General features: G+C 71.9%; 31 protein-coding genes. 15 read left to right on the forward strand and 16 right to left on the reverse strand.

Features of this window, described 5'->3' with window-relative positions:
- Nucleotides 1–23: 23 nt before the first annotated feature.
- The 3 genes from VM685_RS08005 to VM685_RS08015 all read right to left on the reverse strand — a co-directional run bounded on the left by VM685_RS08005 (nt 24) and on the right by VM685_RS08015 (nt 1,221).
- Nucleotides 24–380, reverse strand: a complete 357-nt coding sequence (locus VM685_RS08005) for a hypothetical protein (protein WP_325459596.1) — start codon at nt 378–380, stop codon at nt 24–26.
- Between the two features lie 98 nt (nt 381–478).
- Nucleotides 479–763, reverse strand: a complete 285-nt coding sequence (locus VM685_RS08010) for a hypothetical protein (protein ID WP_325459597.1) — start codon at nt 761–763, stop codon at nt 479–481.
- A 50-nt stretch (nt 764–813) separates the two neighbouring features.
- Nucleotides 814–1,221, reverse strand: coding sequence for a hypothetical protein (locus VM685_RS08015; protein WP_325459598.1), 408 nt, complete (start codon nt 1,219–1,221; stop codon nt 814–816).
- A gap of 374 nt (nt 1,222–1,595) precedes the next feature.
- Here VM685_RS08015 and VM685_RS08020 point away from each other — a divergent pair, with 374 nt between their 5' ends.
- The gene (locus VM685_RS08020; protein ID WP_325459599.1) at nt 1,596–2,078 is read left to right on the forward strand and encodes a MarR family transcriptional regulator; all 483 of its coding nucleotides are present in this window, start codon (nt 1,596–1,598) and stop codon (nt 2,076–2,078) included.
- Between the two features lie 37 nt (nt 2,079–2,115).
- On the opposite strand, the gene VM685_RS08025 is transcribed toward VM685_RS08020, so the two are convergent.
- Nucleotides 2,116–3,276 (reverse strand): DUF3089 domain-containing protein, encoded by a 1,161-nt coding sequence (locus VM685_RS08025; protein ID WP_325459600.1) that lies wholly within the window; start codon nt 3,274–3,276, stop codon nt 2,116–2,118.
- Between the two features lie 223 nt (nt 3,277–3,499).
- Here VM685_RS08025 and VM685_RS08030 point away from each other — a divergent pair, with 223 nt between their 5' ends.
- Both VM685_RS08030 and VM685_RS08035 read left to right on the forward strand, forming a co-directional pair.
- The gene (locus tag VM685_RS08030) at nt 3,500–4,114 is read left to right on the forward strand and encodes a DUF6644 family protein (protein WP_325459601.1); all 615 of its coding nucleotides are present in this window, start codon (nt 3,500–3,502) and stop codon (nt 4,112–4,114) included.
- A complete protein-coding gene (locus tag VM685_RS08035) occupies nt 4,111–4,935 on the forward strand; it encodes a DUF6644 family protein (protein ID WP_325459602.1) in 825 nt (274 codons plus the stop codon). The genes VM685_RS08030 and VM685_RS08035 overlap by 4 nt, the downstream gene beginning before the upstream one ends.
- Here the strand turns inward: VM685_RS08035 and VM685_RS08040 are convergent.
- The 4 genes from VM685_RS08040 to VM685_RS08055 form a co-directional block, all read right to left on the reverse strand.
- Nucleotides 4,932–5,537 (reverse strand): flavodoxin family protein, encoded by a 606-nt coding sequence (locus tag VM685_RS08040; RefSeq protein ID WP_325459603.1) that lies wholly within the window; start codon nt 5,535–5,537, stop codon nt 4,932–4,934. The genes VM685_RS08035 and VM685_RS08040 overlap by 4 nt on opposite strands.
- Nucleotides 5,538–5,593: 56 nt before the next feature.
- Nucleotides 5,594–6,463 carry an SDR family oxidoreductase gene (locus tag VM685_RS08045; protein WP_325459604.1) on the reverse strand — a complete coding sequence of 290 codons (870 nt, stop codon included), beginning with the start codon at nt 6,461–6,463 and terminating at the stop codon, nt 5,594–5,596.
- On the reverse strand, nt 6,463–6,741 hold the full coding sequence (locus VM685_RS08050) for a hypothetical protein (protein WP_325459605.1): 279 nt from the start codon (nt 6,739–6,741) through the stop codon (nt 6,463–6,465). The genes VM685_RS08045 and VM685_RS08050 overlap by 1 nt, the downstream gene beginning before the upstream one ends.
- Nucleotides 6,742–6,802: 61 nt before the next feature.
- Entirely contained in the window at nt 6,803–7,057 is a 255-nt protein-coding gene (locus VM685_RS08055) for a GlsB/YeaQ/YmgE family stress response membrane protein (RefSeq protein WP_325459606.1), read from the reverse strand.
- Between the two features lie 165 nt (nt 7,058–7,222).
- Between VM685_RS08055 and VM685_RS08060 the strand changes: the two genes are divergently transcribed.
- A complete protein-coding gene (locus VM685_RS08060) occupies nt 7,223–7,534 on the forward strand; it encodes a glycine zipper 2TM domain-containing protein (protein WP_325459607.1) in 312 nt (103 codons plus the stop codon).
- Between the two features lie 4 nt (nt 7,535–7,538).
- Here the strand turns inward: VM685_RS08060 and VM685_RS08065 are convergent, their stop codons facing one another.
- From VM685_RS08065 to VM685_RS08085, 5 genes are all read right to left on the reverse strand, one after another.
- Nucleotides 7,539–9,149 (reverse strand): peptide ABC transporter substrate-binding protein, encoded by a 1,611-nt coding sequence (locus tag VM685_RS08065; protein ID WP_325459608.1) that lies wholly within the window; start codon nt 9,147–9,149, stop codon nt 7,539–7,541.
- A gap of 63 nt (nt 9,150–9,212) precedes the next feature.
- Nucleotides 9,213–9,485 (reverse strand): usg protein, encoded by a 273-nt coding sequence (locus tag VM685_RS08070; protein WP_325459609.1) that lies wholly within the window; start codon nt 9,483–9,485, stop codon nt 9,213–9,215.
- 135 nt (nt 9,486–9,620) lie between these two features.
- The gene (locus tag VM685_RS08075) at nt 9,621–10,007 is read right to left on the reverse strand and encodes a hypothetical protein (protein WP_325459610.1); all 387 of its coding nucleotides are present in this window, start codon (nt 10,005–10,007) and stop codon (nt 9,621–9,623) included.
- Between the two features lie 57 nt (nt 10,008–10,064).
- Nucleotides 10,065–11,333, reverse strand: coding sequence for a nicotinate phosphoribosyltransferase (gene pncB / locus VM685_RS08080; RefSeq protein ID WP_325459611.1), 1,269 nt, complete (start codon nt 11,331–11,333; stop codon nt 10,065–10,067).
- Nucleotides 11,334–11,335: 2 nt separating this feature from the next.
- Nucleotides 11,336–11,905 (reverse strand): NUDIX hydrolase, encoded by a 570-nt coding sequence (locus VM685_RS08085; RefSeq protein ID WP_325459612.1) that lies wholly within the window; start codon nt 11,903–11,905, stop codon nt 11,336–11,338.
- 83 nt (nt 11,906–11,988) lie between these two features.
- On the opposite strand from VM685_RS08085, the gene VM685_RS08090 reads away from it, so the two are divergent.
- The 3 genes from VM685_RS08090 to VM685_RS08100 all read left to right on the forward strand — a co-directional run bounded on the left by VM685_RS08090 (nt 11,989) and on the right by VM685_RS08100 (nt 17,433).
- Complete coding sequence (locus tag VM685_RS08090) at nt 11,989–13,386, forward strand: erythromycin esterase family protein (RefSeq protein WP_325459613.1); 1,398 nt, start codon at nt 11,989–11,991, stop codon at nt 13,384–13,386.
- Nucleotides 13,387–13,467: 81 nt separating this feature from the next.
- A complete protein-coding gene (locus VM685_RS08095) occupies nt 13,468–15,849 on the forward strand; it encodes a DUF2339 domain-containing protein (RefSeq protein WP_325459614.1) in 2,382 nt (793 codons plus the stop codon).
- Between the two features lie 633 nt (nt 15,850–16,482).
- Entirely contained in the window at nt 16,483–17,433 is a 951-nt protein-coding gene (locus VM685_RS08100; RefSeq protein WP_325459615.1) for a hypothetical protein, read from the forward strand.
- Nucleotides 17,434–17,480: 47 nt separating this feature from the next.
- Here the strand turns inward: VM685_RS08100 and VM685_RS08105 are convergent, their stop codons facing one another.
- The gene (locus VM685_RS08105) at nt 17,481–17,708 is read right to left on the reverse strand and encodes a hypothetical protein (protein ID WP_325459616.1); all 228 of its coding nucleotides are present in this window, start codon (nt 17,706–17,708) and stop codon (nt 17,481–17,483) included.
- A 104-nt stretch (nt 17,709–17,812) separates the two neighbouring features.
- On the opposite strand from VM685_RS08105, the gene VM685_RS08110 reads away from it, so the two are divergent.
- Nucleotides 17,813–18,175, forward strand: a complete 363-nt coding sequence (locus VM685_RS08110) for a hypothetical protein (protein ID WP_325459617.1) — start codon at nt 17,813–17,815, stop codon at nt 18,173–18,175.
- Between the two features lie 127 nt (nt 18,176–18,302).
- On the opposite strand, the gene VM685_RS08115 is transcribed toward VM685_RS08110, so the two are convergent.
- A complete protein-coding gene (locus tag VM685_RS08115; RefSeq protein WP_325459618.1) occupies nt 18,303–20,627 on the reverse strand; it encodes a sensor histidine kinase in 2,325 nt (774 codons plus the stop codon).
- A gap of 128 nt (nt 20,628–20,755) precedes the next feature.
- Between VM685_RS08115 and VM685_RS08120 the strand changes: the two genes are divergently transcribed.
- The 7 genes from VM685_RS08120 to VM685_RS08150 all read left to right on the forward strand — a co-directional run bounded on the left by VM685_RS08120 (nt 20,756) and on the right by VM685_RS08150 (nt 25,824).
- Nucleotides 20,756–21,346, forward strand: coding sequence for a hypothetical protein (locus VM685_RS08120; RefSeq protein ID WP_325459619.1), 591 nt, complete (start codon nt 20,756–20,758; stop codon nt 21,344–21,346).
- Complete coding sequence (locus VM685_RS08125) at nt 21,339–21,746, forward strand: metallopeptidase family protein (protein WP_325459620.1); 408 nt, start codon at nt 21,339–21,341, stop codon at nt 21,744–21,746. The genes VM685_RS08120 and VM685_RS08125 overlap by 8 nt, the downstream gene beginning before the upstream one ends.
- A 113-nt stretch (nt 21,747–21,859) precedes the next feature.
- Entirely contained in the window at nt 21,860–22,987 is a 1,128-nt protein-coding gene (locus tag VM685_RS08130) for a ferritin-like domain-containing protein (RefSeq protein ID WP_325459621.1), read from the forward strand.
- 170 nt (nt 22,988–23,157) lie between these two features.
- Nucleotides 23,158–24,279, forward strand: coding sequence for a ferritin-like domain-containing protein (locus VM685_RS08135; RefSeq protein WP_325459622.1), 1,122 nt, complete (start codon nt 23,158–23,160; stop codon nt 24,277–24,279).
- Between the two features lie 79 nt (nt 24,280–24,358).
- On the forward strand, nt 24,359–24,892 hold the full coding sequence (locus tag VM685_RS08140; protein WP_325459623.1) for a lipocalin family protein: 534 nt from the start codon (nt 24,359–24,361) through the stop codon (nt 24,890–24,892).
- A 4-nt stretch (nt 24,893–24,896) separates the two neighbouring features.
- Nucleotides 24,897–25,109, forward strand: a complete 213-nt coding sequence (locus VM685_RS08145) for a hypothetical protein (RefSeq protein ID WP_325459624.1) — start codon at nt 24,897–24,899, stop codon at nt 25,107–25,109.
- A 61-nt stretch (nt 25,110–25,170) separates the two neighbouring features.
- The gene (locus VM685_RS08150; RefSeq protein ID WP_325459625.1) at nt 25,171–25,824 is read left to right on the forward strand and encodes a hypothetical protein; all 654 of its coding nucleotides are present in this window, start codon (nt 25,171–25,173) and stop codon (nt 25,822–25,824) included.
- On the opposite strand, the gene VM685_RS21025 is transcribed toward VM685_RS08150, so the two are convergent.
- On the reverse strand, nt 25,810–25,974 hold the full coding sequence (locus tag VM685_RS21025; protein ID WP_414693349.1) for a DUF4880 domain-containing protein: 165 nt from the start codon (nt 25,972–25,974) through the stop codon (nt 25,810–25,812). The genes VM685_RS08150 and VM685_RS21025 overlap by 15 nt on opposite strands.
- Nucleotides 25,975–26,025: the final 51 nt, after the last annotated feature.

The raw sequence follows: 26,025 nt of genomic DNA on the forward strand, positions 1-26,025 counted from the left end.
GCCGAGCGGGGCTCAGCCGGCGGTCAGCAGGAGACGGAGGCTCTTGGAGGGCGCAGCAGGCCCTCGGGCGGCCGGGAATCGACCAGGTCGTCGGAGGTGTGGCCATAGCTGATCCGCGCCGCGGCGCTGTCCTCGCAGGCGAGCGACGGCATGACGATCGCCGCCGGGCTGGCATGGCAGGCCATGCCCGGCTGGCAGTCGGCGGCGTCGGGGGCCTCGTCCGGGGCCTCATCGGGGCAGCAGTCCATGGAGGCGGAGACGTGATGGTCCATCGCCCCGGTCATGGCGGGCGCGTCGGCCAGGGCGGGCGGCGCCAGCAGCGCGAGCGCAAGCACCGTCGCGAGCGCGACGATCTGCCTGAGAGCGCGAAACCAGTCCATCTGTCTGCGGCGCCTGCCATTGCCCGGCGGACAATGCCGGAAGACGCACCGTAGGGTCGGAGCGGCGACGACGCCTTGACGCGCATCAAGCGCGGAACTCAGGAACGCCGTCGGCCGAGATCCTGCAGCAGGTTGCCGCACAAGGCCAGCAGCGCGCCCGCCATCGCTCCGAAGGCGATCGCCCAGGCGACGCCCTGCAGTAGCACCCGCGGGGCCAGCGCCCCGTCGGGGCCGAAGAAGGAAACCACCGCCCGGGTCGGCGGCGTGCCGCCCATGGCCTCGCCGGCCCAGCTCAGCAGGAAGATCACCGCCAGCACCAGCGCCCCCAGTAGGGAGGCGTGGAAGACGCTGTGGCGCGTGGGCGTGGGGTGGAGACGGCTCATGCGGCGACGATGCCGCCTACGGCCGAGCTCCGCGTTGACCGAGGTCAAGCTCAGCGGCGTCGGCGGCCGAAGTCGGATTCGGTGCGGCTCACGCCCACCGTGACGCTGCCGCAGTCGCCCAGCGGCTGGGTGACCACCCCGCCGACGGTGCGGTAGCCACGCGTGCCGATGCCCGCCCAGACCTGGCCGTGCGGCTTGCCGTCGGATGGCGGACAGCGCGCGGAGGCGGCGTCCGCGGTCTCCTCGGAGGGGCGGCCCTCGAGCACGCCGCGGGCCCAGTCGCCGATCTCGCGGGCCCTGCGGTCCTCGGCGGCGGTGGCGTCGGCAATGGGCGCCGGCGCGGACTCCGCGGCGGGCGGCGAGGCGCTCGCGCCCGCGGTGGTCATCGGCTCCTGCGCCCAGGCGGCCGTGCCGAAAGCGAGCGCCAGGCCAGCGAGCGCGAAGAGGCGAAGCGTCATGGGAGACTCCAGAGACCGGGATGACCCTGGAGGTCAACCGCGTTCGGAAGATGGCGGCGGTCGGACGGCTTCCTCCGCTCACGCGCGCCGCGCCGGGCCCGCAGGGCGGTTAGCGGCGTCCATGTATTCCCAAGAAGATGTCCCAGATCAGGACGTCGACGGAGCTAAGGGCGACCATTTCGACCATGCAGCATGGAGTGCCGGTCGGGCTGTCATCACGGACCCGCCCCGATGGGAACGCTCACACCATGGCGAACACCTAAAATGGGTAGGTGGATTGTCGCAGGTCGGGATTCGTTAACGATTGGGCGACCGGAAATCCGCGATAGGCGGCGGGCTGTACGCGATCTTCGCGACGGCCAAGGAACGACCGAATGGACAAGCTCACTCCCACCGACCGCCACGAGTTCGCCCGTGAGCTGGTGATCGTCGCCCGCCGCTGGCGGGCCCGCCTCGACGACCGGCTCAAGGTGCTCGGCATGAGCCAGGCGCGCTGGTCGGCGCTTTACTGGCTGTCGCAGTCGCCGGAGGGCGCGAGCCAGACCGCGCTGGCCGACCGCACGGGCGTCGAGGCCGCCACCCTCGTCCGCGTGATCGACGCCCTGGAGGCCCAGGGCCTGGTGGAGCGCAAGGCATGCCCCGGCGACCGCCGCGTGAAGGTGGTGCACCTGAAGGAGGCGGCCCGGCCGCTGCTGGCGCAGATCGACGCCCTGGGCGAGGAGCTCCGGCAGGAGGTGATGGAGGACGTCACCCGCGAGGAGGTGGATCAGGCCTTGGCGCTTCTGCGCCGCATCCGTGCCCGGCTGGACGGAGAGACGACGTTCGCCTTCCCCGAGCTGCTGGTCGCCAACGGCTGAGCAGGACGCCGCCGGCGGCCGCGGCGGCCAGGGTCATCTAGCGCTTGCCGCGCCAAGCCGCCGCCTGGTCCGAGGCCAGCTCCACGAGGTCGCCCATCGCCACCGGCACGTCGAGCGAGTGCAGCCCCCAGTCGGGCAGCACCACGCCGTTCGCCAGGTGGTCGCCGGAGATTTCGTCGGTGCGCGGGTCGGCCGGATCGCCGTCCACGCGGACCGCCAGGTAGGCGCCGTTGTCGTCGGACATGCAGATGCCGCTGATCAGGCCCGGAACCTTCACGAAGGGCGTGTCGATCGGCTTCTGCGGCGTGGTCCACGGCAGCGGCGGCGCGGCGGTGGGATGCATGCTCTTTGCGCCGAACACCGGGTTGAGCGTCGCGCGCCCGCCGCCCAGGGCGGCGGGGTTGGCGCAGGCGACCTGCATGCCCTCGGCCGTGGTGCGGCCGAACCGGCTGTTGGCGGGCGGCGGGGCGCGTTCGCGGAAGGTCACATAGCTGACCACGCAGCCGAGCTGGTCGCGGCTGCGGCACAGGGGCATGGCCTTGAAGTCGCCGCCCACGTCCTTGCCCTTGGGCACGAGGATGTTGGCGCCGGGGAGGTAGGCGGCGACGACGCGGGCCTGGGCCGGCTTGCCGTCGATCTCCTCCTGGATCAGCCGCTTCAGCACGCTGGCCCCCTGGCTGTGGCCGAAGAGGATGACGCCGCGGCCATGGTTCTCGCGGGCGAGGTAGTGGCGCCACGCGTCGCGGATGTCGCCGTAGGCGAGGTCGCGATCCACCGGAACGGTCTCGCCCGCCGTCATCCGCCGCAGCGCCGGGATGGTGATCTGCCGGTAGAGCGGCGCGAAGATCCGGCACACCTGGCCGAAGCGGGCGAGCTGGCGCGAGGCGACCGCGCGCTCCTCCGGGCCCGGGACCATGTCGCTGTTCGGCGACGTGTCGGCCGAGACCGTGGGATAGACGTAGAAGCAGTCGACCTCGGGGGCCGGATGGCGCGTCCAGGTCTCGCGTGTCAGGGCGCCGTTGGCGGCGACCACCGTCGCCGTCAGGTCGATGTCGCAGGCGTCGCTGCGGCCGGGCCGGCACAGCCAGGCCTCCTCGCGGCCGTAGTCGTTGGCCGGCGGCCGCGGCGCCTCGGCCGCCGCTGATCCGCCCACGACGAGCAGGCCCAGGACCAGGCCCGCGAACAAGGCTCCGCGCATCGGATGCTCCTCCCCCGGCCCCTCTCGCACAAGCCGGAGGCCCTGCGCTCAGTCGAACACCCGCGCCGGTCCGGACGCAAGGCCGCTATGCCGCCGCCTCCGAATGCGGTTCTCTCGCTGAAACGACTGGCGAAACAGCTCAGCAATACGCTAGACACTTTTCGGAAGAACGGTACGGCGGGGTGACCCGCACGGGGCCGCGAGAGTCCGGGGGAGGGCTTCTGTGATACGAGATTTCCTGGTCTGGCTTCAGACCGAGCTGGGCAAGGGTCCCGGCGAATATCCGATGTCCTGGAGCGAGGCGCTCCTCGGCTCGCTGAACTTCTGGGGCCTCCTGGAAGGCACCCATCTCCTGTCGCTGATGTTGTTCGCTGGGACCATCTTCGTGGTCGACCTGCGGCTGCTGGGCGTCACCTTCAAGCGCACCCCGGTTTCGGTGCTCAGCGACAAGGTCCTGCCGCTCACGGTCTTCGGCTTCGTGCTGGTGGTGCTGACGGGGCTCGCGCTGTTCTACGCAAAGCCGCTCGTCTACTTCCACAACATCTGGTTCCGGGCGAAGCTGGTGTTCATCGCGCTGGCCCTGATCAACATCGTGATCTTCCACCGCCGGGTGCAGCGCAACCGCCACGAATGGGACACCGCCCCCAGGCCGCCCGCGGCCGCGCGGACCTCGGCGGTCCTGTCGCTGGCCTCCTGGGTCGTCGTCATCACCCTCGGCCGCTTCATCGCCTACGACTGGTACGAGTGCGGCAAGCCGATCCCGGAGTGGGCCAACACGCTTCAGCAGTGCGCCGCCTCGGAGAAGGGCGCCGCCAGCCTTTCGGAGGCCGCCCAATGACCCCGGCGCATTTCCTTCCGGGGCTGCGGCCCTGGGTCGAGAACCTGGTCAACGTCTGGCCGGCCTACATCATCAAGCCGCAGTTCGCCTCCTGGGAGGTGCTGCACATCGTGTCCCTGGTGATCCTGGGCGGCACGAGCATCCTCCTGAACCTGCGTCTGATCGGCGTGGGCCTGACAGAGGAGACCCCGTCCGAGATCCGCCGCAACCTGCGGCCCTGGATCCACGTGGGCGTGGTCGGCATCATCCTCAGCGGCGTGCTGATCGGCATGGCCAACGCCGAGCGGCTCTACGACAGCGCCGCATTCACGGTGAAGATGGCCGCCCTGCTGGCGGGGATCATCCTGACCTACGGGGCGAGCGGGCTGACCGCCAAGGCCGACGGCCAGGTCCCGCCGGCGGCCAAGGTCTTCTTCCTGCTGGGCATGGCGGTCTTCGCCTTCGCCCTGTGGGTGTTCGTCACCTCGGAGCTGATCAATCCGGGCGTGTTCCACATGCTGACCGCCGCGGCCCTGATCGTGCTCTTCGCCACCCGCGGCCCCATCCGCTGGGTTTATCTGGTGGGCCTGGTGCTCCTGATCGTCGCGCAGTTCGTCGCCACGCACGTCATCATCAAACCCGACGACTACGCCCGGCTGGACCCGGTGAACATCGGCTTTGGTTGGGCCTTCGCGGCGTGGATCTTCGGCCTGGCCGGCTTCCAGCTGTTCGCCGCCGGCCGCGGGCCGGAGGGCGGTCCGCTGAGCAAGACCATCGGCTACGCGACCATCCTGGTCTGGGTGACCGCCGCCGCCGCCGGCCGCTGGATCGCCTTCGCTTAGCTCTCCTGCGCCGGGGCGGAGGCGCCGGCCAGCGCCCGGGCGGCCCAGGCGAGGTTGCGCGCACAGTTGCGGCCGACCCGGTCGGAATATTCGTGCGCCTGCCGGGTCTCGGTGTAGTCGGGGCCCGGCCCCGGCCCCAGGTGCCAGTAGGTCCAGGCCTGGCCGGGGACGGTGAAGCCCACGTCGATCAGCGCCTGGGCCACGGTCGCCACTATGTGGTGGGCGCCGTCCTCGTTGCCGGTGACCACCACGCCGGCCACCTTGCCCATGGCCGGGGAGCGGCCCTGATCGTCCACCTCGTAGAGCAGGGCGTTGAGGCGCTCGAGCGCGCGCTTGGCGACGCTGGACATCTGGCCCATCCACGTCGGGGTGGCGATGATCAGGATCTCGGCGTTCGCGAGCTTCTCGCGCACCTTCGGCCACTCGTCCCCGCCGCCCTGGTCGGACTTCACCCCCGGCTTGATGTCGAGGTCGACCAGCCGGACCATCTCCGCGGCGATCCCGTCCTTCTCCAACTGGTCCATCACCACCCGCGCCAGCGCTTCGGTGTTGGAGAGCTCCGGCGACGGCTTCAGGGTGCAGTTCAGGACAAGCGCCTTCATGCGTCGGCTCCTCGACAGACGGACGGGGAGCTAACGGCCTGGCTTGGTGGGCGTTCCTAGAGGATCGGCTTGCCGCCGGTCACCGCCACCGTCGCGCCGGAGACGTAGGACGCCTCGTCGGAAGCCAGCATCACGTAGACCGGAGCGCACTCCTTAGGCTGGCCCGGCCGCTGCATGGGGACCTGCTCGCCGAACGACTTCACCTTCTCCGGCGGCATGGTGGCCGGGATCAGCGGCGTCCAGATGGGGCCCGGCGCCACGCAGTTCACGCGGATTCCCTTGTCGGCCAGCATCTGGGCGAGTCCGGCCGTGAAGTTCTGGATCGCGCCCTTGGTGGTGGCGTAGGCCAGAAGCTGCGGCGAGGGCGTGTCAGCCTGCACGGAGGTGGTGTTGATGATCGCGCCACCGCGCGGCATGTGCGCGACCGCCGCCTTGGCCAGCCAGAACATGGCGTGGATGTTGGTGCGGAAGGTGTAGTCCCACTCCTCGTCCGACACCTCGTCGATCGCCTCGTAGGTCATCTGATGGGCGGCGTTGTTGACCAGCACGTCCACCCGGCCGAACGCGTCGACCGCCCGCCGCACGATGGTCCGGCAGTGGTCGGCCTCGGAGATGTCGCCGGCCACCACCACCGCCTTGCGACCGGCCGCCTCCACCAGGCGGCGGGTCTCCTCGGCGTCCTCGTGCTCGTTCAGATAGCTGATCAGCACGTCGGCGCCCTCGCGCGCGTAGGCCAGCGCCACCGCCCGGCCGATGCCGGAGTCCGCGCCGGTGATGATCGCCGCCTTTCCCTCCAGGCGTCCGGAGCCGCGGTAGGTCTCCTCGCCGTGGTCGGGGCGGGGATGCATCTCGCGGGTGAGGCCGGGCGGGGCGATCTTCTCCTGCGCCTCGAACGGCGGCTGCGGCGGGTCGCGGTCGTCGGCCATCAGTCATCGTCCCGGTCGGCGGCGGCGTCCGCATTCGGCTCGCTCTCGCCGTCCATGGCGGTGCGCGGGCCGTCGGTGGAGGAGCCGGTGCGATGGCCTTCCGAGGTAACGCCCGGGGCGTCCCAGGCGCGGGCGTCCGGTGACCCCCCGCCGTGGTGGGCGCGGTCGCCGCCCGCCCCCAGGCCACCGGCTCCATAGCCGGTGCGCTGGGCGGCGCCGTCGCCGGTTGCGGTCTGCGGGCCGGAGCGCTGCTCGGTCTTTCGGATGTCTTCAGGCATGGCGGGTCTCCCTGCGTCGCAGAGCCAACCCGTGGGCGGCGGCGGCGTTCCCGCTCCGCCGTCAGGCGCGCCGGTTGGCGATCGCGTGGTAGACGAGCAGGACGACCACCGCCCCGATGATGGCGACGAGGATGGAGTAGGGGCTGACGCCCTCGCCGCCCTCCGCGCCGAAGCGGGTGAACAGGAAGCCGCCCACGAAGGAGCCGACGACGCCCAGCAGGAGGTCTACGACCAGCTTGCCGCGCCGCCGGTTCACCAGCTTGCTGGCGATGAAGCCGGCGATCAGGCCGAGCATGATCCAGGCCAGGATGGACATGGCGTCTCCGAAGGTCGCGCCCGCCTCCGTCTTGGCAGGCGCCGCGAAAAAGCCTGCAAGGCATAGTTAGTTCCCCCTCCTCCGCGCGCGGAGCCGCTCGCAACCTCGAGCGCCGGCGGGGGTTTAGGCCTTTCGCGTGTCGCCGGGACTGAAGGAGACCAACCCTTGACCAAGAAGCTTTTCGCCGCCGCCGCCATGGCCGCCTCGGCCCTGTCGCTGGCCGCCGCCCCCATGGTCGCCGAAGCCCAGACCCGCGAGCGGGTGCTGGTCTGCGACGGCAAGGTGAAGAAGAAGGCGAACACCGGCACCATCGTCGGCGCGGTGGCCGGGGGCGTGCTCGGCAACGCCGTGGCCGGCAACGGGGCCAAGACGGAAGGCACCGTGCTGGGCGCCGGCGTCGGCGCCGTGGTGGGCCACCAGGTGGCCAAGAAGAACGCCAAGAAGAAGAACTGCCACTACGAGTACGTGCGGCGCTAGGGGCTCAGCCCTTCACGCACATCCACCTCGCCCGGTGGAAGTTGAGGGCGTTGTCCGTCCACCCGGTGACGCGCGGGTTCACCAGCGCGCGCGTCACCTGGTAGAACAGCGGCGCCGTCCCCTCCTCGCTCAGCATGATCTGCTCCGCGCGTGACAGGATCTGCGCGCGCTTGGCCGCGTCCGGCTCCTGGTCGGCCTGGGCGAGCAGCGCGTCGTACGCCGGGTTCCGGTAGTCGCCGTAGTTCTGCGCGCCGGTGGTAGACTGCATCAGCGCCAGGAAGGTCACCGGGTCGTTGAAATCCGCGTACCAGCTCATCGAGCCCACCTGGAAATCGCGCTCGCGATAGGCGGCGAAGGCGATCGCGCCCTCGTTCTGCACCAGGCTCACCTCGACCCCGATCGAACGCCAGTCGGCCTGGATAGCCTCCATCAGGAGCAGGGAGTCCGTGTTGTTGGCCGTCTTGATCTCGATCTTCAGCGGCCGTTCGGGCGTGTAGCCGGCCTGGGCAAGGAGGGCGCGGGCCTCCGCCTGCCGGGCCTCGAACGGCTTGTCCGCCCAGACCACCTTCGGCCCCGGCGCATAGCCGGCGGTGATCGGCGGCACGAAACTGTAGGCGGAGAGCTGCCCGGCGCGGAGCAGCTTCTTGGTGATGAAGTCACGGTCGATGCTCTCCGACAGGGCGCGCCGCACCCGCACGTCCTTCAGCGGGGCGACGTCGCGGGTGTTGAAGGAGAGGTAGGAGGTGGCCAGCGCCACATGGGTGCGGGCGTAGCCGGGCAGGGTCTTCTGCAGTCGCTCGTAGCGGTTCGACTGGAAGCTGGTGTTGACGTCCAGCTCGCCACGCTCGATGCGCCGCTCCGCGGCTACCGCGTCAGGGGTGGGGTAGTAGTTGATGCGGTCGAGGCAGACCTTGTCGGCCTCGAAGAAGTGGGGGTTCTTGACCGCCTGGATCCGGTCGCCGAGCCGCCAGGAGACCAGCTTGTAGGGGCCGTTGGAGACGTACTTGCCGGGCTGCACCCAGGCGTCGCCGTGCTTTTCCACCACGTGCTTCGGCGCCGGATAGAAGCTCTGGTGCATCAGGAGCTGCGGCAGGTAGGGCGCGGGATGCTCCAGGGTGAGCTGCAGCGTCCGCGGACCGAGCGCCCGGGCCCCGAGGGTCTCGGGCCGGGCCTTGCCCTCGTTCACCGCCTGGCCGTTCTTCAGGATGTAGACCATGTAGGCGTAGATCGAGGCGGTCTCGGGCGCGAGCACGCGCCGGAAGCCGAAGACGAAGTCGTCCGCCGTCACGGGCGCGCCGTCCGACCACTTCGCCTCCCGCAGCTGGAAGGTCCAGGTGAGGCCGTCGGGGCTGGTGGTCCAGGACTGCGCCATGCCCGGCGACGGGCTGGCGTCGGGCGTCTCGGTGGTCAGCCCCATCATCAGGTCGCCGATGACGCGGCTTTCGGAGAGCAGGTTGGCCTTCTGCGGATCGAGCGTCAGGGGCTCGATCTCGATGCCGTATTCCAGGCAGGTCTGGCCGGCGGGGCAGGCGGGTCGCTGCACCCTGCCCTGGCAGCCGGCGAGCGCCAGGGCGGCGGCGGCGATGGCCGCGGCGGTTACGAACGGACTCTTCACGGCGACCCCTGCGCGGCAACGGCCGCCATCACGCCACGGTCTCGGGGCCGTTGTCGAGCCGGGTCAGTGCAGCCGGAACTCGCCCGCCACGGCCTTCAGTTCGGCCGGCTTGATCAGCTTGCAGTGGCCGATGGTGACCTTGAACAGCGGCCCTTCCAGCGTCCGCTCCCAGAAATCCAGGAACTTCTTCAGCACGGGGAATTCCGGGAAGATGTCGTAGTCCTGCCAGATGTAGCTCTGCAGCAGGGCGGGGTGGTCCGGCATCCGGTAGAGGATCTCGGCCGTGGTCAGGCTGTAGCCTTCCAGCTGCTTCCGGAACTCGGGCGACGCCAGCATGTGCAACCTCGACGCTGTTGGTCCAGGCGCGGCGGGCAAGCGCGTCGCCGCGCACCTAGAGCTACGCGCGATTCGTCTGAATGTTCCATGAATTCCGCAAGTTAGCACTCGGCAAGCGGAACTGCTGCCAGAAGGTCAGCCGATGGCGCCGTAGGCCTTGGGCTCCAGCCGCACGGGGATCGGCTCGGGGAACGGCCGCCAGCCCTTCTCGCGGATGACGTCGTTGCTCTCCTTGGCCCTGCGGCCCGGGCCCAGGGACCAAGTGATGTGGTAGGTGGAGCCGTCCGGCCGGTCCGTCGTCCCGGAAATCCGCACGACCATCGCCTGCACGCCCTCGCCGTCGTCCGTCTCGCCAACGATCTCGCCCGCCCGCTCGGTGGGCAGCTTCATCCGGCCGGGCCCGAACTTCAGGGTCACATGGTCGGCCACCGCCTCGGCGTAACGTGCCGGAAAGCGGGCCAGCAGCTGGCGGCGGTCCTCGCGGTCGAGCGACCAGCCGATGAAGACACCCTTGGTCGTCACGATCGTCTCCCTGGGTTGGCGGCCGCCGACCAACCGGCGGTCGGAGGGCGGGGTTCCTCAAACCTCCACGGCCCGCCGCGCCTGGCCCTCGCCGCCGAAGACGCGGAGATAGCGGGCGATCTCGGCGGGGTCGCCGGTGGCCTTCTCGGGGTTGTCGGAGAGCTTCACGGCCGGCCGGCCTCCCGCCTCCGTGACCTTGCAGACCAGGGAGATCGGCCGAAGCGACGGGGCTTCGGCGCAGCCCTCCAGGTCGTTGGTGAGCTTGGTGCCCCAGCCGAAGCCGACCCCCACGCGTCCCTGGAAGTGGCGCTGGATGGCCTCGATCCGTTCCAGGTCCAGCCCGTCGGAGAAGACCAGGGTGCGTTCGCGCGGATTCCGCCCCTTCGACCGCCACCAGGCGATCACCGCCTCGCCGCCCTCGATGGGCGGGGCGGAGTCGGGCCGCAGCGCCGGCCAGTCGGCGACCCAGTCCGGCGCGTCGCGCAGGAACGCCGCGGTGCCGAAGGTGTCGGGCAGGATCACCTTCAGGCCGTCGTCGTAGAGCGCCTGCCACTCCGCCAGCACCTGGTAGGGCGCGGCCCGCAGCGCTGCGTCGTCGGGGGCCAGCGCCGCCAACACCATGGGCAGCTCATGGCCGTTGGTGCCGACGGGCGGGACGCCGATCTCGCGGGCGAGCAGGACATTGCTCGTGCCGCGGAAGGCCGGCCCCAGCCGGTCGCGCAGGGTCCGCACCGCCAGCCGCTGCCAGGGCAGGCTGTGGCGCCGGCGCGTCCCGAAGTCGGTGAGCGCCAGGTCGGCAAGCGCCGCGAGCCGCCGGGCCTTCGCCTCCAGGCGCGAGCGCGCGCAGCCGTAGAGGGTCTCCACCTCGTCGGCGGTCATGGTCGAGACGGCGCGGCGGGCGCGCAGGCCGGTGACCACGGTCAGCGCCGGGATCTCCCACAGGGTCACCTCGGCCCAGGGGCCGCTGAAGGTCAGCGCCAGCTGGCCGTCCGCCACCGTCAGTCCGTAAGGCGGCAGCGCCAGCCCCTCCAGCCAGTCGAGGAAGTCCGGCGCGAACCGGTCCGTCCGGCCGTAGATCGGCGCGGTCTGCAGCCAGGCGCGCTCGTCCGCCGTCAGCCGCAGGGCGCGCACCGCGTCGAGCTCGGCGCGCAGCGTGTCCAGGTCCACCTCCTCGGCCAGCCGCACGCTGCGGGTGCGGTTGACGAGGCTGAAGCTGACTGGGACCTCGGCATGCCTGCGCCAGATCAGCTGCAGCATCAGGAGCTTGTAGAGGTCCGTGTCCAGCAGGCTGGGGACCAGGGGTTCGCCGCGGCCGGAGAAGTCCATGTTCAGGCCGGGAACAGGTCGGGGCGGCGCACCCGCAGCGCCAGCACCAGGGCGAGGGTTTTGAGGTCCTCGATGCGCCGCTGCGCCACCCAGTCCCAGAGCTGAGCCAGCGGGACCTCCATGACCGTGATGTCCTCCCGCTCGCCCTCGACCCCCCCGCCGTCGGCGACGCGGTCCGCGGCCGCATAGGCGGCGAGGAACAGGTCGATCCGCTCGGATGAGACACCCGGGGTGGAGAAGGGCGAGCCCACGTGCTCCAGCCGGTCGAGGCGGACGCCTACCTCCTCCAGGGCCTCGCGACGGGCGGTGTCCTCCGGGTCCTCGTCCTCGACCATGCCGGCGGGCGCCTCGGCCAGTTCCGGCGGTCCGCCGGCCCAGATCACCGGCGGCCGGGGCAGGCTGGCGAGCAGCGCCACCTTCCGCTCTGGGTCGTAGGGCAGGACGCACACCGCGCGGCCGTGGTGCTCGATCTCCCGGCGGAAGGTCTCCCCGTCCGCGGCGGCCAGGGTGGCCACCATGATCGTGGAATACCCCTGGTAGATCGTCTCCACCTTGCGCAGTTCGACCGGCATCCCGCCTCCTGGTTTGAGGTTCGTCAGATACAGGAACCCCGCCTCCTGTGCTTCAGTTCAGGCTCGGGCACGGAGGATCGCCGATGACCGCTTCCGAACGGCCGGGTGAGGCGCCCGGCGGATCGTCCGCCGCGCGGCCAGCGGGTCGCCGCGAGGCGCGGGCCTTCGATGAGAGCCGCGAGATCGCCAGGCTCATCGCCGACGCGGCCACGCCCCTGCCCGAGGTGGACGACGTGGCGTTCGGCCGCTGCTTCGACGCCTTCGCCGACGCCCGGGTGGTGCTGCTGGGCGAGGCCAGCCACGGCACCTCGGAGTTCTACCGCGCCCGCGCGGCCATCACCCGCTGGCTGATCGAGCAGCACGGCTTCTCCATCGTGGCCGTGGAGGCCGACTGGCCGGATGCGGCGGTGATCGACCGCTACGTACGCCACCGCGGCCGCGCGGCCGGCGACGCCGAGGCCTTCGCCCGCTTCCCCACCTGGATGTGGCGCAACCGCGAGGTCCAGCAGTTCACCGAGTGGCTGCGCGACCACAACCGCATGCGCCGTGAGGCCAGCCGGGCCGGCTTCTACGGCCTCGACCTCTACAACATGTCGGGCTCGATCCGGGCGGTGATCGACTACCTGGACCGGGTCGACCCCGAGGCCGCCCAGGTCGCCCGCGCGCGCTACGGCTGCATCCTCCCCTGGAGCCAGGAGCCCGCCGTCTATGGCCGGGTCGCCCTGACCCGCGGCTATGCTCCGTGCGAGGCGGAGGTCGCGGACATGCTGAAGGACATGCTCGCGCGCGAACTCGCCGCCCGCGACGGCGACGAGGTAATGGACGCCGCGATGAACGCCCGCCTGGTGCAGAACGCCGAGGCCTACTACCGGGTGATGTACTACGGGTCGGAGGAGAGCTGGAATCTCCGCGACACCCACATGTTCGACACCCTGGAGGCGCTACTGGAGGCGAAGGGGCCGGACGCCCGCGCCGTGGTGTGGGCCCACAACTCCCACATCGGGGACGCCCGGGCGACCGGCATGGGCCGCGAGCGCGGCGAGCTGAACCTCGGCCAGCTCTGCCGCCAGCGGTGGGGAGAGGAGGCGCGCCTGATCGGCTTCGGCACGCACACCGGCCGGGTGGCCTGCGCCTCCGACTGGGACGAGCCGATGGAGGTCAAGGCGGTCGTTCCGTCCCGCGCCGACAGCTATGAGCGCCTGGCCCACGACGCCGGCTGCGCACGCGCCCTGATCGACCTGAGGCCCGGCCAGCACGACGAGCTGCGCGCCCGGCTCATGGCGCCGCGCCTGGAGCGGTTCATCGGGGTGATCTACCGGCCCGAGACCGAGCGCTGGAGCCACTACGTCGAGTGCGTGCTGCCCGAGCAGTTCGACGCCTACGTCTGGTTCGACGAGACCTCGCCGGTCACGCCGCTGGAGACCCGCCCGCTCCCCGACCACGAAACCGGCGCGGAGGAGACCTGGCCGTTCGGGCTCTAGCCCCGGCTAGCCGGGACGCGGCCGTCTGGTGTTAAGGTCGCCTCGCCGGCGGCCAGCGCCCGGCGCGGGACGTGAGAACCGATGGGCGCGATCCTCTTCCTGGTGCTGCTGATCTGGGCCGTCTGGCTGACTCTGCGAACCGGCGAGCTGCGCAACCGGGTGCAGGTGCTGGAACGCCGGCTGGCCCAGTCCGCCGCCCAGTCCGCCGCCCAGTCCGCCGCCCCGGCCGGCCGCCAGGCGCTCGAGGAGGTCGAGGCCGCCCTGGCGCCGCGTGCGGAGCCCGCGGCGCCCGCGCCTGAGCTCGATCCGGCGGCGGCCTGGCCCGACGTTCCGGCGCCTGCGATCCGGCCGGCGCCGGCGCTCGCCGCGCAGCCACGCGCGGCGCGTTCGCCGGCCGCGGCCGAGGCGTCGCGGGCGGCCGTCGCCCAGTGGCTCTCCGAGAACGGCCTCGCCTGGGTCGGCGGCGCCGTCCTGGCGCTCGGCGGCCTGTTCCTGGTCAGCTATGCGGCCCAGCGCGGCGTCTTCACCCCGGCCCTGCGCATCGCCGCGGCCGTGGCGGTGGGTTTCCTCCTCCTGGGCGTCAGCGAGTGGCTCCGGCGGCAGGCCGAGCGCGAGACGCGCGGTCACCGGCTGGCCGCGGCCGCCGCGGCCGGCGCCGGCGCCGCGACCCTCTACGCCGCCGTCTGGGCGTCCTACTGGCTGTACGACTTCATCGGCCTGGGCGCGGCGGCCGCCCTGCTGGGCGTGGTCTCCTTCGGCCTGCTCGCCCTCGCCTTCCGGCACGGGGAGCCGCTGGCCATCCTGGCGATCGGCGGCGCGCTGGCGGCCCCCGTGGTGACCGGCCCGCAGGAATGGGCCGCGCCGGCGCTGACCGGCTACCTCGCCCTGGTGGTCGCGACCGGCTTCGCGACCGCGGGCGAGCGGCGATGGGGCATGGCGGGCTTCACCACCCTGGTCGGCGCGGCGCTGTGGGCGGGCGCCGGCTATGCCGCCCAGGGCTATGTCCGCGTGGCCGCCCTCGCCGTGGGCCCGCTCGCCCTCGCCATCCTGGCGGCGGAGTGGCGCCGTCGGGTGGGCGATCCGCCGGTGCGGGAGGACCGATCGGACCCCTTCAGCTGGCTGCCCACCGGCGCGCTGGCCGCGGCGGCCCTGCTGCTGGCGCCGCTCTGGGCTCTGCCGCTGCGCGGGCTGGAGCTTGCGGCCGCCGGCGTCGGCGCGATCCTGCTGATGGGACTCGCGGCGGTGGCGGCGGAGCGGCGGCTCACCGTCGGCTGGGCGCAGCTCGCCGCCTGGGTCTCGGCGGCCGCCGTGGGCCTGACCTTCGGCGCGGCGCTCGGCCGGCCGGGCTCGGTGGAGCTGTGGGCCGGCGCGGTGGCGCTCGCCACGGCCGCCGGCGGCGGCTGGGTGGCCGTGCGCGGCCGCGACGAGGCCGAGCGGCTGTTCGCCGGGGCGGCGGCCCTGGCCGTGCTGGTCATCGCCTTCTCTGCGCGGGGCGCGCTGACCGCCGACGCGCCGTGGGCGCCGCCGGCTCTGGCCGCCCTCCTCCTCGGCCTGGCCGCCGCCGTGGTCGCCCGCCGCTCGGCCGACCCGCGCATCGACCTCGCCCTGGCGGTGTGGATCTGGTGCGCCGCCGCCGGGCTGCTGTGGGCGCTCCGGCTGGCCGGCGAGGCGCGGTTCCTGCCGGTGGCGACGGCGGTGGTCTCCGCGGTCTTCGCCCTGCTGCACGCCCGGATCGGCTGGCGCGGCTTCGCGGCCTCGGCCGTCGCGGCGGCCCTGGCGACCCTGGCGGCGCTGCTGACGCCGGGCGTCCTCGGCCCGCTCTTCGCCGGCCGCCTGCCGGCCCTGGTGCTGGGCCCGGTCGTCGCCGTGGCCGCGGCGCTGGTGTTCGGCGGTTCGCGCCTGGCGCGGGAGAAGGAGCCGGCCTCGCCCACCGCGGACGCGCTGAGCACCGCCGCCGTGCTGGTGGCGCTCACCGGCGCCTTCCTGCTGCTGAGGCTGTGGGCGGACGGGCCCGGGCGGGGCGGGCTCGACCCCTTCCTGGAGGCGGGTCTTCGCACCCTGCTGCTGCTGGTCGCCGGCCTCGTGATGGCCCAGGGGGTGCGCCCGGACTCCCATCCCATCGGCCGCTGGCGGGGCCATGCCTTCCTGCTGGCCGGCGCCCTGCACGCGGTGCTCGTCCAGGCGATGGCGCTCAATCCGCTGGCCGCCTACTGGGAGCCCCCGGTCAGCGGGCCGCCGCTGCTGGATTCGCTGGCCGTGGGCTTCCTCGCGCCGGCCCTCCTGCTGGCGCTGGCCACCCGGCGGCGGGTGACCGATCGCCGTCAGCTCCTGGCGGTCTATGCCGGCGTGGCGGCGCTGTTCGCGGCCTTGTGGGGCTTCGAGGAGATCCGATCGTCGATCAGGGTCTCGATCCCAGCCCGGGCGCTGTCGAAGTTCAGCACCGGGTCGAGGTGTGGATCGTAGGCCCACGTCTTCTTTTCGCCGTCGGGATCGGTGCCGGCGTGCACCATCCCGACCTCGGGGTTGTTCACCCGGGTTTCGCCGTGGCGATAGCTCAGGACCTGCACCGGACCCTCGGATCGCCGAGAGGCCTTCTTCTTCCCCGTGACCGCCCGTCGCCGGGGCGTGGGCTCCTCGGTCGGAGCCAGTTCGAACCCTTCCTCTTCGCCGTTGTCGCCCTCCTGCCAGGCTTGCTCGTCTTCCTCCTCTTCAGCGTCGCTCATGAGGCGCATGATCGATCCGCCCCTACCGCGGCCACGGGTCAGAAGGCCGTCTTCGACAAGCGCATCCCGCGCGGCGAAATAGTCGTCGTCGGTGAGGCTCGGAACACGCTCACGCAGCAGCGCCATCATGGCGCTGTTGCCGATGGACGACCCGTCTTCGGGCGTCAGAGACAGGATCAGTTCGGCGATCGACAACGCCCGTTGGTTCATACGCATACTCCCCCTGGGTCGAAACCTAGCACCGATCGTGTGCCCACTGACAACCACGGGCTGCGTCAGGTCCGGTCGTATCGCTGACTGACGCCCCACTGCGACCCCCCGCCGCGCCGCTATCCCTCGGCCCTCCGCGCCCCCCGGCCCTACCCTCGGGCCCATGAACCCGCGCACCCGTCCCACCTACTCCCGCGCCCAGGCGCAGGCCCGCCTGCTCGCCCGCGTCGAGGCCGGGTGGACGGCGGAGGTCCTGGCGGCGGAGCCGGGGATGCCGGGGCGGAGCACGGTCAAGCGCTGGGCGCAGGCGGATCCCGACGGCTTCGGGGCCCGGCTGAAGGAGGCCCAGGCGCAGGGCCGGGCGGTGCGGCGGGCGGCCCGGCGGGTCGCCTGGCCGTTCCATGAGGCCCGCGCCGAGGCCCTGCTCGCAGCCGTGCGCCGGGGCGGGCGGCTGGCCGACCTCCTGCGCGATCCCGGCGGGCCCGACCGGGCCTCGCTCAGGGCCTGGACGATCGAGCGGCCGGACTTCGCCGCCCGGCTCGCCGAGGCCAAGGCCTTCGCCCGCGCGCACGGGCCCGCGCCCTGGCCCTATGACGAGGCGACGGCCGACCGGGTCGTGCTGCGGGCCATGCGCGGCGCGCGGCTGGCGGAGATCGCCGCCGACCCGGCCCTGCCGGGGCTGCGCGCGCTCCGCGGCTGGCGGCGGCGCCATCCCGAGTTCGACGGGGCGCTGCGCGCGGCGCTGAAGGCGGGGGCCAGGCTGCGCGGGGCGCGGCGCAGCGCCTGCACGCCCGAGCTCACCGAGCGGGTGGCGGCGCTGGTCCTGGCCGGCCATTCCCTGGCCGCCGTCGCCCGCCTGCCCGGCATGCCGCATCCGGTGACGCTCAACGTCTGGTTCGCCCGCCGCCCGGCGTTCCGCCACGCCGTGGAGACCGCCCGGCGCGTGCGCGACGAGGCGCTGATGGAGGAGGCGCTGGCGACGGCCCTGGCCTGCGGGCCGCTCGGGGTTCCGGCCGCGCGGGCGCGGGTCGCCGCCCTGAACCGGCGCCTGGGCCAGCTCAGCAGCGGCTACCGGCGGGACGACCGCCGGGCCGGCGGGGGCGGCGGGCCGTGAGCGCCGCCGCCGCCCGGCCGCCTCGGCGGCGCCTGGCCGCCGGTCACCTAGCAGGCCGCCCGGCCCGCGCGCGCCCCGAAGCTGATCCGGCGCTGCGGGGACCGCGCCCGGAGCCCCGCCAGGACGGTCACCGGTTCCGACGGCGTCGCATAATAGTCGTCCAGGCGGGCATCCGCCGCGTCCGCGTTCGGCCCGATCACCGCGATCCGCCCCGCAGCCGGCTTCAGCGGAGGGATCCCGTCGTTGTTGGCGAGCGCCATCGCGGCCTCGGCCATCTCCTGCCGTCCAAGACTGCCGGGGAGCCGACCGTTGCCGGCTTGCTCCGCAGGCGCCATCGTCGCGTCGGCAACCGTCAGGGGAGGGACGAATGAGACCATGGATGGCCGCAGCCGCCGGCCTGGTGCTGGCCGGGGCCGGTGCGGGCGCGGCGCAGGGGCAGACGCCGCCGCCGGCGATGAGCGCCTTCTACGCCGCGTGCCTGGCTTCGGGCGGCGCGCCGGGGCTGTTCGCCGAGGCCGGCAGCGACACCCGCGACTTTGTCGTCGGGCTCGCGCCCCGCACGGTGGTGCTGGTGATCTCGCCCGAGGCCGCGACCAACGCCCGGGTCGTGGTGACCCGCCGCAACGGCTCGGCCAGCGGGACGCTCAGCCTGGAGCCCGGCCAGTCGGCGGCCTTCCTCGCCACCGACGTGACGGTGAAGCACAACTTCCGGCGCGCCGAGTACTGCCTGCGGCTGCTCTGAGGCTCAGCAGTCGAGCTTCGGGCGCCAGTCGGCCGGCCGGCCCTCCGGCGTCCTGTCGAGTAGGGTCCACAGCGGGGCGGCGTCGGGGGCGCGGTCGGCGGCGCTCTCGCCGGGGATGCGGGCCTGTTCAGACCCCCAGGCTGAGCTCCGGCTGGGCGGCGGCGGCGTGGGCCTCCTCCGGCAGGTGGCAGGTGAAGGTGGCGCCGGCGCCGGGCTCGCTCTCCAGGGCCACCCAGCCGCCGTGTAGCTCCGTGAGCGCCTTGACCAGCGCGAGGCCCAGGCCCGGACCGCCGCGCTCGCGGCCGATGAAGCGGTCGAAGATGTGCGCCTGGACGTGGAAGGGGATGCCGCGCCCGGTGTCGGAGACCTGCAGCTGGATCTCGCCCAGCGCCTTGCGCGCGGCGATGGTCACCGTGCCGTCGGCGGGCGTCTGGCCGAGCGCGTTCTCCACCAGGTGGTCGAGGATCTGGCCCAGCCGCTTGGCGTCGCCGCGGATCAGGCCGAGGTCGGGCGAGGGCTCGACGATGATCGACACGCGGGCGGCCTCGGCGTCCTTCTGCCAGCGGCTCGCCACCGAGATCAGCAGGTCGGAGACGCGGACGTCCTCCAGGTCCAGCGCCATCTCGTCGGCGTCGATCTGGGCCATGTCGAGCACGTCGTCGATGGAGCGGGCGAGCTGGGTGGCGGCCGACTTCACCGCCGCCGCGTGGGCCCGGCCGCGCTCGGACAGGCCCTCGCCGGAGCGCTCCAGCAGCTCGGAATAGCCGATGATGGTGGTGAGCGGGGTGCGCAGCTCGTAGGAGACGTTGCCCACGAAGTCGCGCTTCAGCCGCTCGGCCTCGGCCAGCGCCGCCTCGCGGGCGGCCAGCGCGCTCTCCAGCTTGCGCGCGTCGGTGACGTCGGTGAAGGCGATCAGCGTCGCCCCGTCCGGCAGCGGCCGCGACTGGTAGGCGACGATGCGGCTGTCGGAGGTCTTCACCTCGCCGGTCATCGGGGCGCGGGCCGACGGGTCGGGATCGGCCACCCGGCCCTTCAGCTCCCGCCAGAAGCCCATGTCGTGCAGCTTGGGCACGCAGAGCTCGACCACACCCTCGAAGTCGCCGGCCGCCTCCAGCTGCGGCGGGGTGATGTGCCAGAAGCGCTCGAAGGCCTCGTTGTGCAGCCGCAGCCGCCCGTCCGAGCCGAACACGGCGACGGCGTCGTTGAGCTTGTCGAGCGTCGCCTGCTGGACCTGGATCAGGGCGTTGTACTGGGCCTTCAGCTTCAGCTCGCCGGTGATGTCGGAGAACAGCAGCAACAGGCCGCCCATCGGGTGGGGCTGGCGCACGACCTTCAGGGTGCGGCCGTCCGGCAGGCTCCAGAGGTCGTCGGGCGTGGGGGCGAGCTGCTCGTAGCGGTCGAGCTCGGCGGCCTTCCACTTGCCGTAGTCGGCGGTCTCCGGCAGCCGGCGGCGCTGGCGCAGGCGGTCGAGGATCTCGCCGTGGGTGGGCTGCTCGCCGAGCCAGGCGGGCTCCAGGCCCCACAGGTCGGCGAAGGCGGTGTTGTGGAAGATCAGCTTCTTGCCCTGGCTGAACACCGCCACCGCCTCGGCGATGTGGTTCAGAGTCTCGTCATGGGCCTCGACGTTGCGCTTCAGGACCTCGCGCATCTCCTCGATCTCGGTGACGTCGTCGGTCCAGACGCCGACGCCGCCGCCTTCGAGGGGCTGGGCGGTGATGCGGAAGGCGCGGCGGCGGCCGCCGACGGTCGCCCAGCGGACGGCCTCGCGCCGCTGGCCGAGGTTGGCGGCCTCGCTGGCCAGGGCGTCGGCGCCCTTGTCGAAGGCCGCCCCGCGGGAGGCGGCCTCGTCGAGGCTCTGGGCGTCGGCGGCGGCCAGCCAGGCGGCGTTGACCCACACCGGCGAGCCGTCGGCGGCGGCGATCCAGGCGGGGCAGGCCCGCGCATGCAGGAAGGCGGCGAAGCGCGGGGCGGTCGGCAGGCCGGCGTCCTCGCCGATGATCCCGGACAGCCGCAGCCAGGCGAGCGCGCCGGCCGCGCGGCCCTCGACGGTGACCGCGCCGTTCGGGCCCTGGATGTCGAAGGCGCAGGCCTCGCCGCGCTCGAACAGGGCGCGCAGGCGCCGCGCGTGATCGGGGTCGGCGCGCATCAGGGCGTTGACCAGCCCCTGCGGATCGGCCTCCGGCAGGCCCAGCGCCTCGGCGCAGGTGACCAGGCTCTCCTCGCCCGACGCCAGCATGGCGCGGCCGTCCTCGACCGCCAGCAGGGCGGAATCGAAGGCCTCGGCGGAGGCCTGGGCGGCCTCGGCGCGGGCTTCCACCCCGGCCAGCCGCTCGGCCAGCGCGTCGACGCGGGCCTGGGCGTGCCGGCGCTGCGCCAGGGCCCAGAGGACCGCGCAGATGGCCAGCGACACCGCACCCGCCGCCGCGGCCAGGATCAGTTGGTCGGCGCTCATCGAAACTCCAGGCGGCGCTCCGCCGCCCCAACGGCGAATCACCCCGTTCGGAGATTACGGCGACCCGGCGGCCGCCGCACGGCCCTTGCCTTCCGTTCGACGCGTTTCGTGCCTAGGTGTTTTGCCGCATGATCAGCCACATGACCGCCATCCTCTACCCGGTGGCCGCCAACGCCGAGCTGGCGCTCTCCAGCCCCCTCGGCCGCGCGGCGCGCGAACGGGAGGCCCGCGCCGCGGCCCGCGAGGACGTGGTCTTCACCACCGATCCCGTGGGGCCGGCCTTCGCCACCCGCGAGGCGGCGCTGGACGCCTACAGGGGGCGGGTGGACGACGACCGCACCGGCGCCTCGCCCGCGCCGGAGGACCGCTTCTGCCGCCTGGCCGAGCAGATCGTCGTCGAGCCGGGGAAGACGGCGAGGCTGGCGCCCGTCGCGCCCAGCTTCGAGGATGGCCGCCGGTGGCCTCAGCCCCCGGCCGAGCGGCCGCGCACCGCCTGGCGGCTGATGGTCAGCTACTGGCGGATCGCCACCGCCGAGCGGCCGATTGAGGCGCCCCAGGCCCGCAAGGCCCGCCGCACGCGCCAGAACCTGGACAGCGAGACCCTGCGCGCCATCGCCCGCCAGCCGCTGCGGCCCGTCGAGCCGCAGCAGCCGCTGGACATCGGCCTCTTCGAGACGAGGCTGCCCGAGAACCCGAGCATCGTGGTCCCCGATGAGTGAGCGTCAGATCGGCAAGGCGCCGTCGCTCGACGATATCGCCGCCCTCGCCGAGGCCGCCTTCCAGGCCCTCCCCGAGGGCTTCCGGAGGATGACCGGCGAGGTGGTCTTCCAGGTGCAGGACTTCGCCGCCGAGGACGTGCTGGCCGACCTCGGCATGGAGGATCCGTTCGAGCTCACCGGCCTCTACCACGGGGTCGACCTCGCCCGCCGCTCGGTGTTCGACCCGGCCCCGCAGGCCTCGATGATCTTCCTCTACCGCCGGCCGATCCTCGACGAATGGGCGGAGAACGGCGAGGTGACGCTCGAGGAGCTCGTCGCCCACGTCCTGGTCCACGAGATCGGCCACCATTTCGGCCTCTCCGACGCCGACATCGACTCCATCGAGGCGGCGGCGGGGTAGCGCCAAAGTTGACGCTCCCGTCATCTTCCTTGACGCAGCCGGGTTCGTGCGCCAAGGTCCCGCCCCTCTGGACGGGCCGAAAGAACGCCCGGCGAGGTGAGGAGAACGGGTTCATGGCCGCTGACGGCAACATCACCAAGGACATCATCTACGACGCGGTGGCGCCGGACGACTTCGAGTCCATGCTCGAGCTCGACCGCTACAACGCGCGCTCGACGGCGTTCGACAAGATCATCTCGGCGACCCACGACCACTTCTGGGATCCGCTGGACGCCAAGTACATCGACTTCGACGAGCCGTTCGACATCGAGAACGAGTACATCCTGCCCGAGGACATGATCGTCTCGATGCAGACGGAGTACGTGTCCAGCCGGCTGAAGACCCACAAGGACCGCGTCCGCTTCGCCAACCTGTCGACGCTGCGCACCTTCTCCTCGATCCTGCACGGCGAACAGGGCGCGCTGAACCTGTCGGCCTCGCTCTGCCACGTCCTTAAGGACCAGGGCGCCCAGGAGTACGCCGCCAACCAGACCCGCGAGGAAGCCCGCCACGTCACGGCCTTCGCCAAGTACATCAAGGCCCGCTGGGGCCGCCCGGTGGAATGCGGCCCGACGCTGAAGGCGCTGCTCGTCGAGATCATCGGCAGCCCCGAGGTCTACAAGAAGATCATCGGCATGCAGATGCTGGTCGAGGGCCTGGCCATGGGCGCCTTCGCCACCATCTTCTCCAAGACCAACGACCCGCTGGCGAAGAAGCTGACCCAGCTGGTGATGACCGACGAGGCCTTCCACCACAAGTTCGGGAAGATCTGGGCCGACCGGACCATCCCGCACCTGACGGAGAAAGAGCACGAGATCATCGAGCTGTGGGCCGCCCACTGCTTCCAGACCCTGCTCTTCAACCTCGTGGCGCCGAGCCAGCAGCGCGACCTCTACGAGGAGTTCGGGCTCGACCCGGACCTGGTGATCGCCGAGATGGCCCAGATGGTCACCGACGAGACCCGCCGCGAGAACATGAAGGAGCAGTCCAACATCTTCCGCGTCCTGGTGAAGACCCTGCTGAACGCCGGCATCATCACCGACCGCACCAAGGCCTTCTACGCCACCTACGTGGACCTCGAGGAGCTGAAGGGCGAGGGCGAGAAGATGGTCGGCGACGACATCGCCGAGGAGGGCATCAAGTACCTCCAGGAGATCAACTTCAAGGACAAGGCCAAGCAGATCCTGATCGCCGCCGAATAGGCCGCGTCGGAGGCCTGGCCTCACAGCGCCCGCCGGGGAGACCCGGCGGGCGTTTTGCTGCGTGGGGCGCGGCGGGGGCGCCGGGAAATTGACGGGGGCGTCAGAGAGGCCGACACTCTCCCGGCGCCACGAGACCCGCGGCAGACGGGCCGGGCGCGGGAGGACAGCGCATGGCCGACGGCAACATCACCAAGGACATCATGTACGGCGCGGTGGCGCCGGACGACTTCGAGTCCATGCTGGAGCTGGACCGCTACGGCGCCCGCTCCACGGCCTTCGACAAGATCATCTCGGCGACCCACGACCACTTCTGGGACCCGCTGGACGCCAAGTACATCGACTTCGACGAGCCGTTCGACCTGGAGGCCGAGGCCCTGATGCCGGAGGACCAGGTGCCGTTCCTGCGCCTGGCCTATGTGGACGAGAGCCTGAGGGACCCGAAGATGCGGGTCGCCTTCATCAACCACCTGCAGCTGCGCAACTTCTCCTCGATCCTGCACGGGGAGCAGGGGGCGCTGAACCTCTCGGCCAGCCTCTGCCACGTGCTGAAGGACCAGGGGGCGCAGGAGTACGCGGCCAACCAGACCCGCGAAGAAGCCCGGCACGTCACCGCCTTCGCCAGGTACGTGAAGGCCCGCTGGGGGCGGCCGGTGGAGTGCGGCGCGGCGCTGAAGGCCCTGCTCGTGGAGATCATCGAGGCGCCGGAGGTCTACAAGAAGATCGTCGGCATGCAGATGCTGGTGGAGGGCCTGGCCATGGGCGCCTTCGCCCACGGCTTCCGCCACAACCGCGATCCCCTGGCCCGCAAGCTCTTCCAGCTGGTGATGACCGACGAGGCCTTCCACCACAAGTTCGGGAAGATCTGGGCCGACCGCACCATCCCGCACCTCACCGAGGCCGAGCGGAACCTGGTGGAGGACTGGACCGCCCACTGCGCCCAGAAGCTCCTGTTCGACCGCGGCGCGCCCAACCAGATGGCCGAGATCTTCGGCGCCTTCGGCATGGACCCCGAGCGGGTGACCGCCGAGATCATCGAGCGTCGGAAGACCCGCGACCCGGCCCGCCGCTACCGCAGCGACACCAACGTCTTCCGGGTGCTGATCAAGACCCTGCTGAAGGCCGGGCTGATCACCGAGCGGACGCGGTCGTTCTACGCCATGTACGTGGACCTGGACGAACTGGACGCCGAGGGCGACCGGATGGTCGGCGACGACATCGCCGAGGACGGCATCCGCTACCTGCAGGAGATCAACTTCAAGGACCGCGCCCGGGTGGCGGTGGCGGCGGAGTAGCCCCGCGACCATTGGCGGCAGCTTGGCCGCGGACCGCCGGTGTTTGAATTGTCACGCGCCCACGGTATTTGCGTCATCCATGCTCAAGCGCCTGACCCTCGCGGCCGCCGCCGCCATGTGTCTCGCCGCCGGCCCGGCCGGCCCGGCCGGCGCGCAGCCGCAGCCCGTGGAGCGCATCGAGCTCACCAAGATGATGGGCCGCTGGTACGAGGTGGCGCGCCTGCCCAACAAGATCCAGTCCGGCTGCCAGGCCGGCGCCTCGGACTGGGTGCGCGTCTCCGACGGCTTCGCGGTGACCCAGACCTGCCGCAAGGGCGCGCCGGACGGCCCGGTGGCCCAGTGGAAGGCCAAGGCCAAGGTCGCCGACCCGGCCTCCAACGCCAAGTTCAGGATGACCTTCTTCGGCGGCCTGGTCTCGCAGGAGTACTGGGTGCTGGAGCACAAGGCCGACCAGGGCTGGATCATCCTGTCCACCCGCGACGGCAAGTACCTGTGGCTGATGAGCCAGAAGCCCACCCTGCCGGCGGCCGTGAAGGCGCAGGCGGTGAGCCGCATCCGCCAGCTCGGCTTCGACCCCGGCAGGCTGGAGTTCCCGCTGCCGTCGCGCGGCTGAGGCCTTGGCCGTCGTCCTTCTCATCCTGGGCGCGGGCGCGCTCTACCTCGCCGTCTCCGCCCTGCGCACCGCCTTCAGCCGCGGCGAGATCGGCTGGCTGACCACCGTGCGCCGGGCCGACAACCCGCGTCTGTTCGCCGTCCACGTGGCGCTCGCCGTCCTGCTGCTCCTGGCCGGCATCTGGTCGGTGGGCCGGGCCGCCATGGGTCTCGGCTGACGGCGCCGCTTGGTGATTGTATACTTTGCAAACCCAAGCGGAGCAATGATATGAAGACGGGATGGGGAAGAGCTGGAAAATTGCTGTCGGGGTGGCCAGCAGCGCTGGCGGCCTCGTCGCGGTAGCGTCGCAAGTGTCCGTCGAGCAAGCCTCCAGCAACCTTGCCGGATGGCTTCACCTCTTGGGCCTGGCCAACCTACCGACCGCGCTTCTTCAGCCGGGCGCGGACAAGGTCGCGCTCGTAGCGGGCGGTGTCGCGCTTGTGGCGCCAGTCGCGATAGCGTTGCTGCGGCGGCGAGCGAGGGTGTCGCCATCGGAACCGGCGCAGCGAGGCATTAGGGGCGGCTACACTCTGAAGGCCGACACGCCTCTAGCGGAAGCCCTCCACTTCGCGGCAACGGGAGCCTGGGATGCGCCAGCGGGCGATCCTGACCGCTACATGGTGCAGATGCAGCGCGCGATAGACGACTTTACCCAACTCGCCGCCAACAACAGCATCCGCGTCTTCTATCGAAACTTCCGGGACGCGCCGTTTCAGATCCTCGGCGGCACGAGTTGGCACGCCCACCGGATCGACCCGCTCGACGTGCTTGAGGGCGAGGCGCTGCTGCGGCGTCGGAAAGATGGCTCCCGAGTGGAGACGGCGCATGACCTACGCGTCAGCCGGGACCAGTGGGACGCCAACTGGGCCTACCTCCGCTCAACGCTTCACTAGTCGCTCATAGGCCTCGGCGTTCTCCGGCCTCTTCCGCCACTCCCGGAACGCTAGCAGTTCGTCTGCTGTGATGCTGCGTCGCCCTAGGCGCTCCCACCACTCCCGCGCCTCCTTGGCGGCTATGGCTGGCGCGAGCGGGACGACTGTCATTCCGGCGCGGGCTCTTCCGCTGGCGGAGTCTTCACGATCCGCTTCACCGCG

The sequence above is a fragment of the Phenylobacterium sp. genome, assembly GCF_035539035.1.
GTDB lineage: Bacteria > Pseudomonadota > Alphaproteobacteria > Caulobacterales > Caulobacteraceae > Phenylobacterium.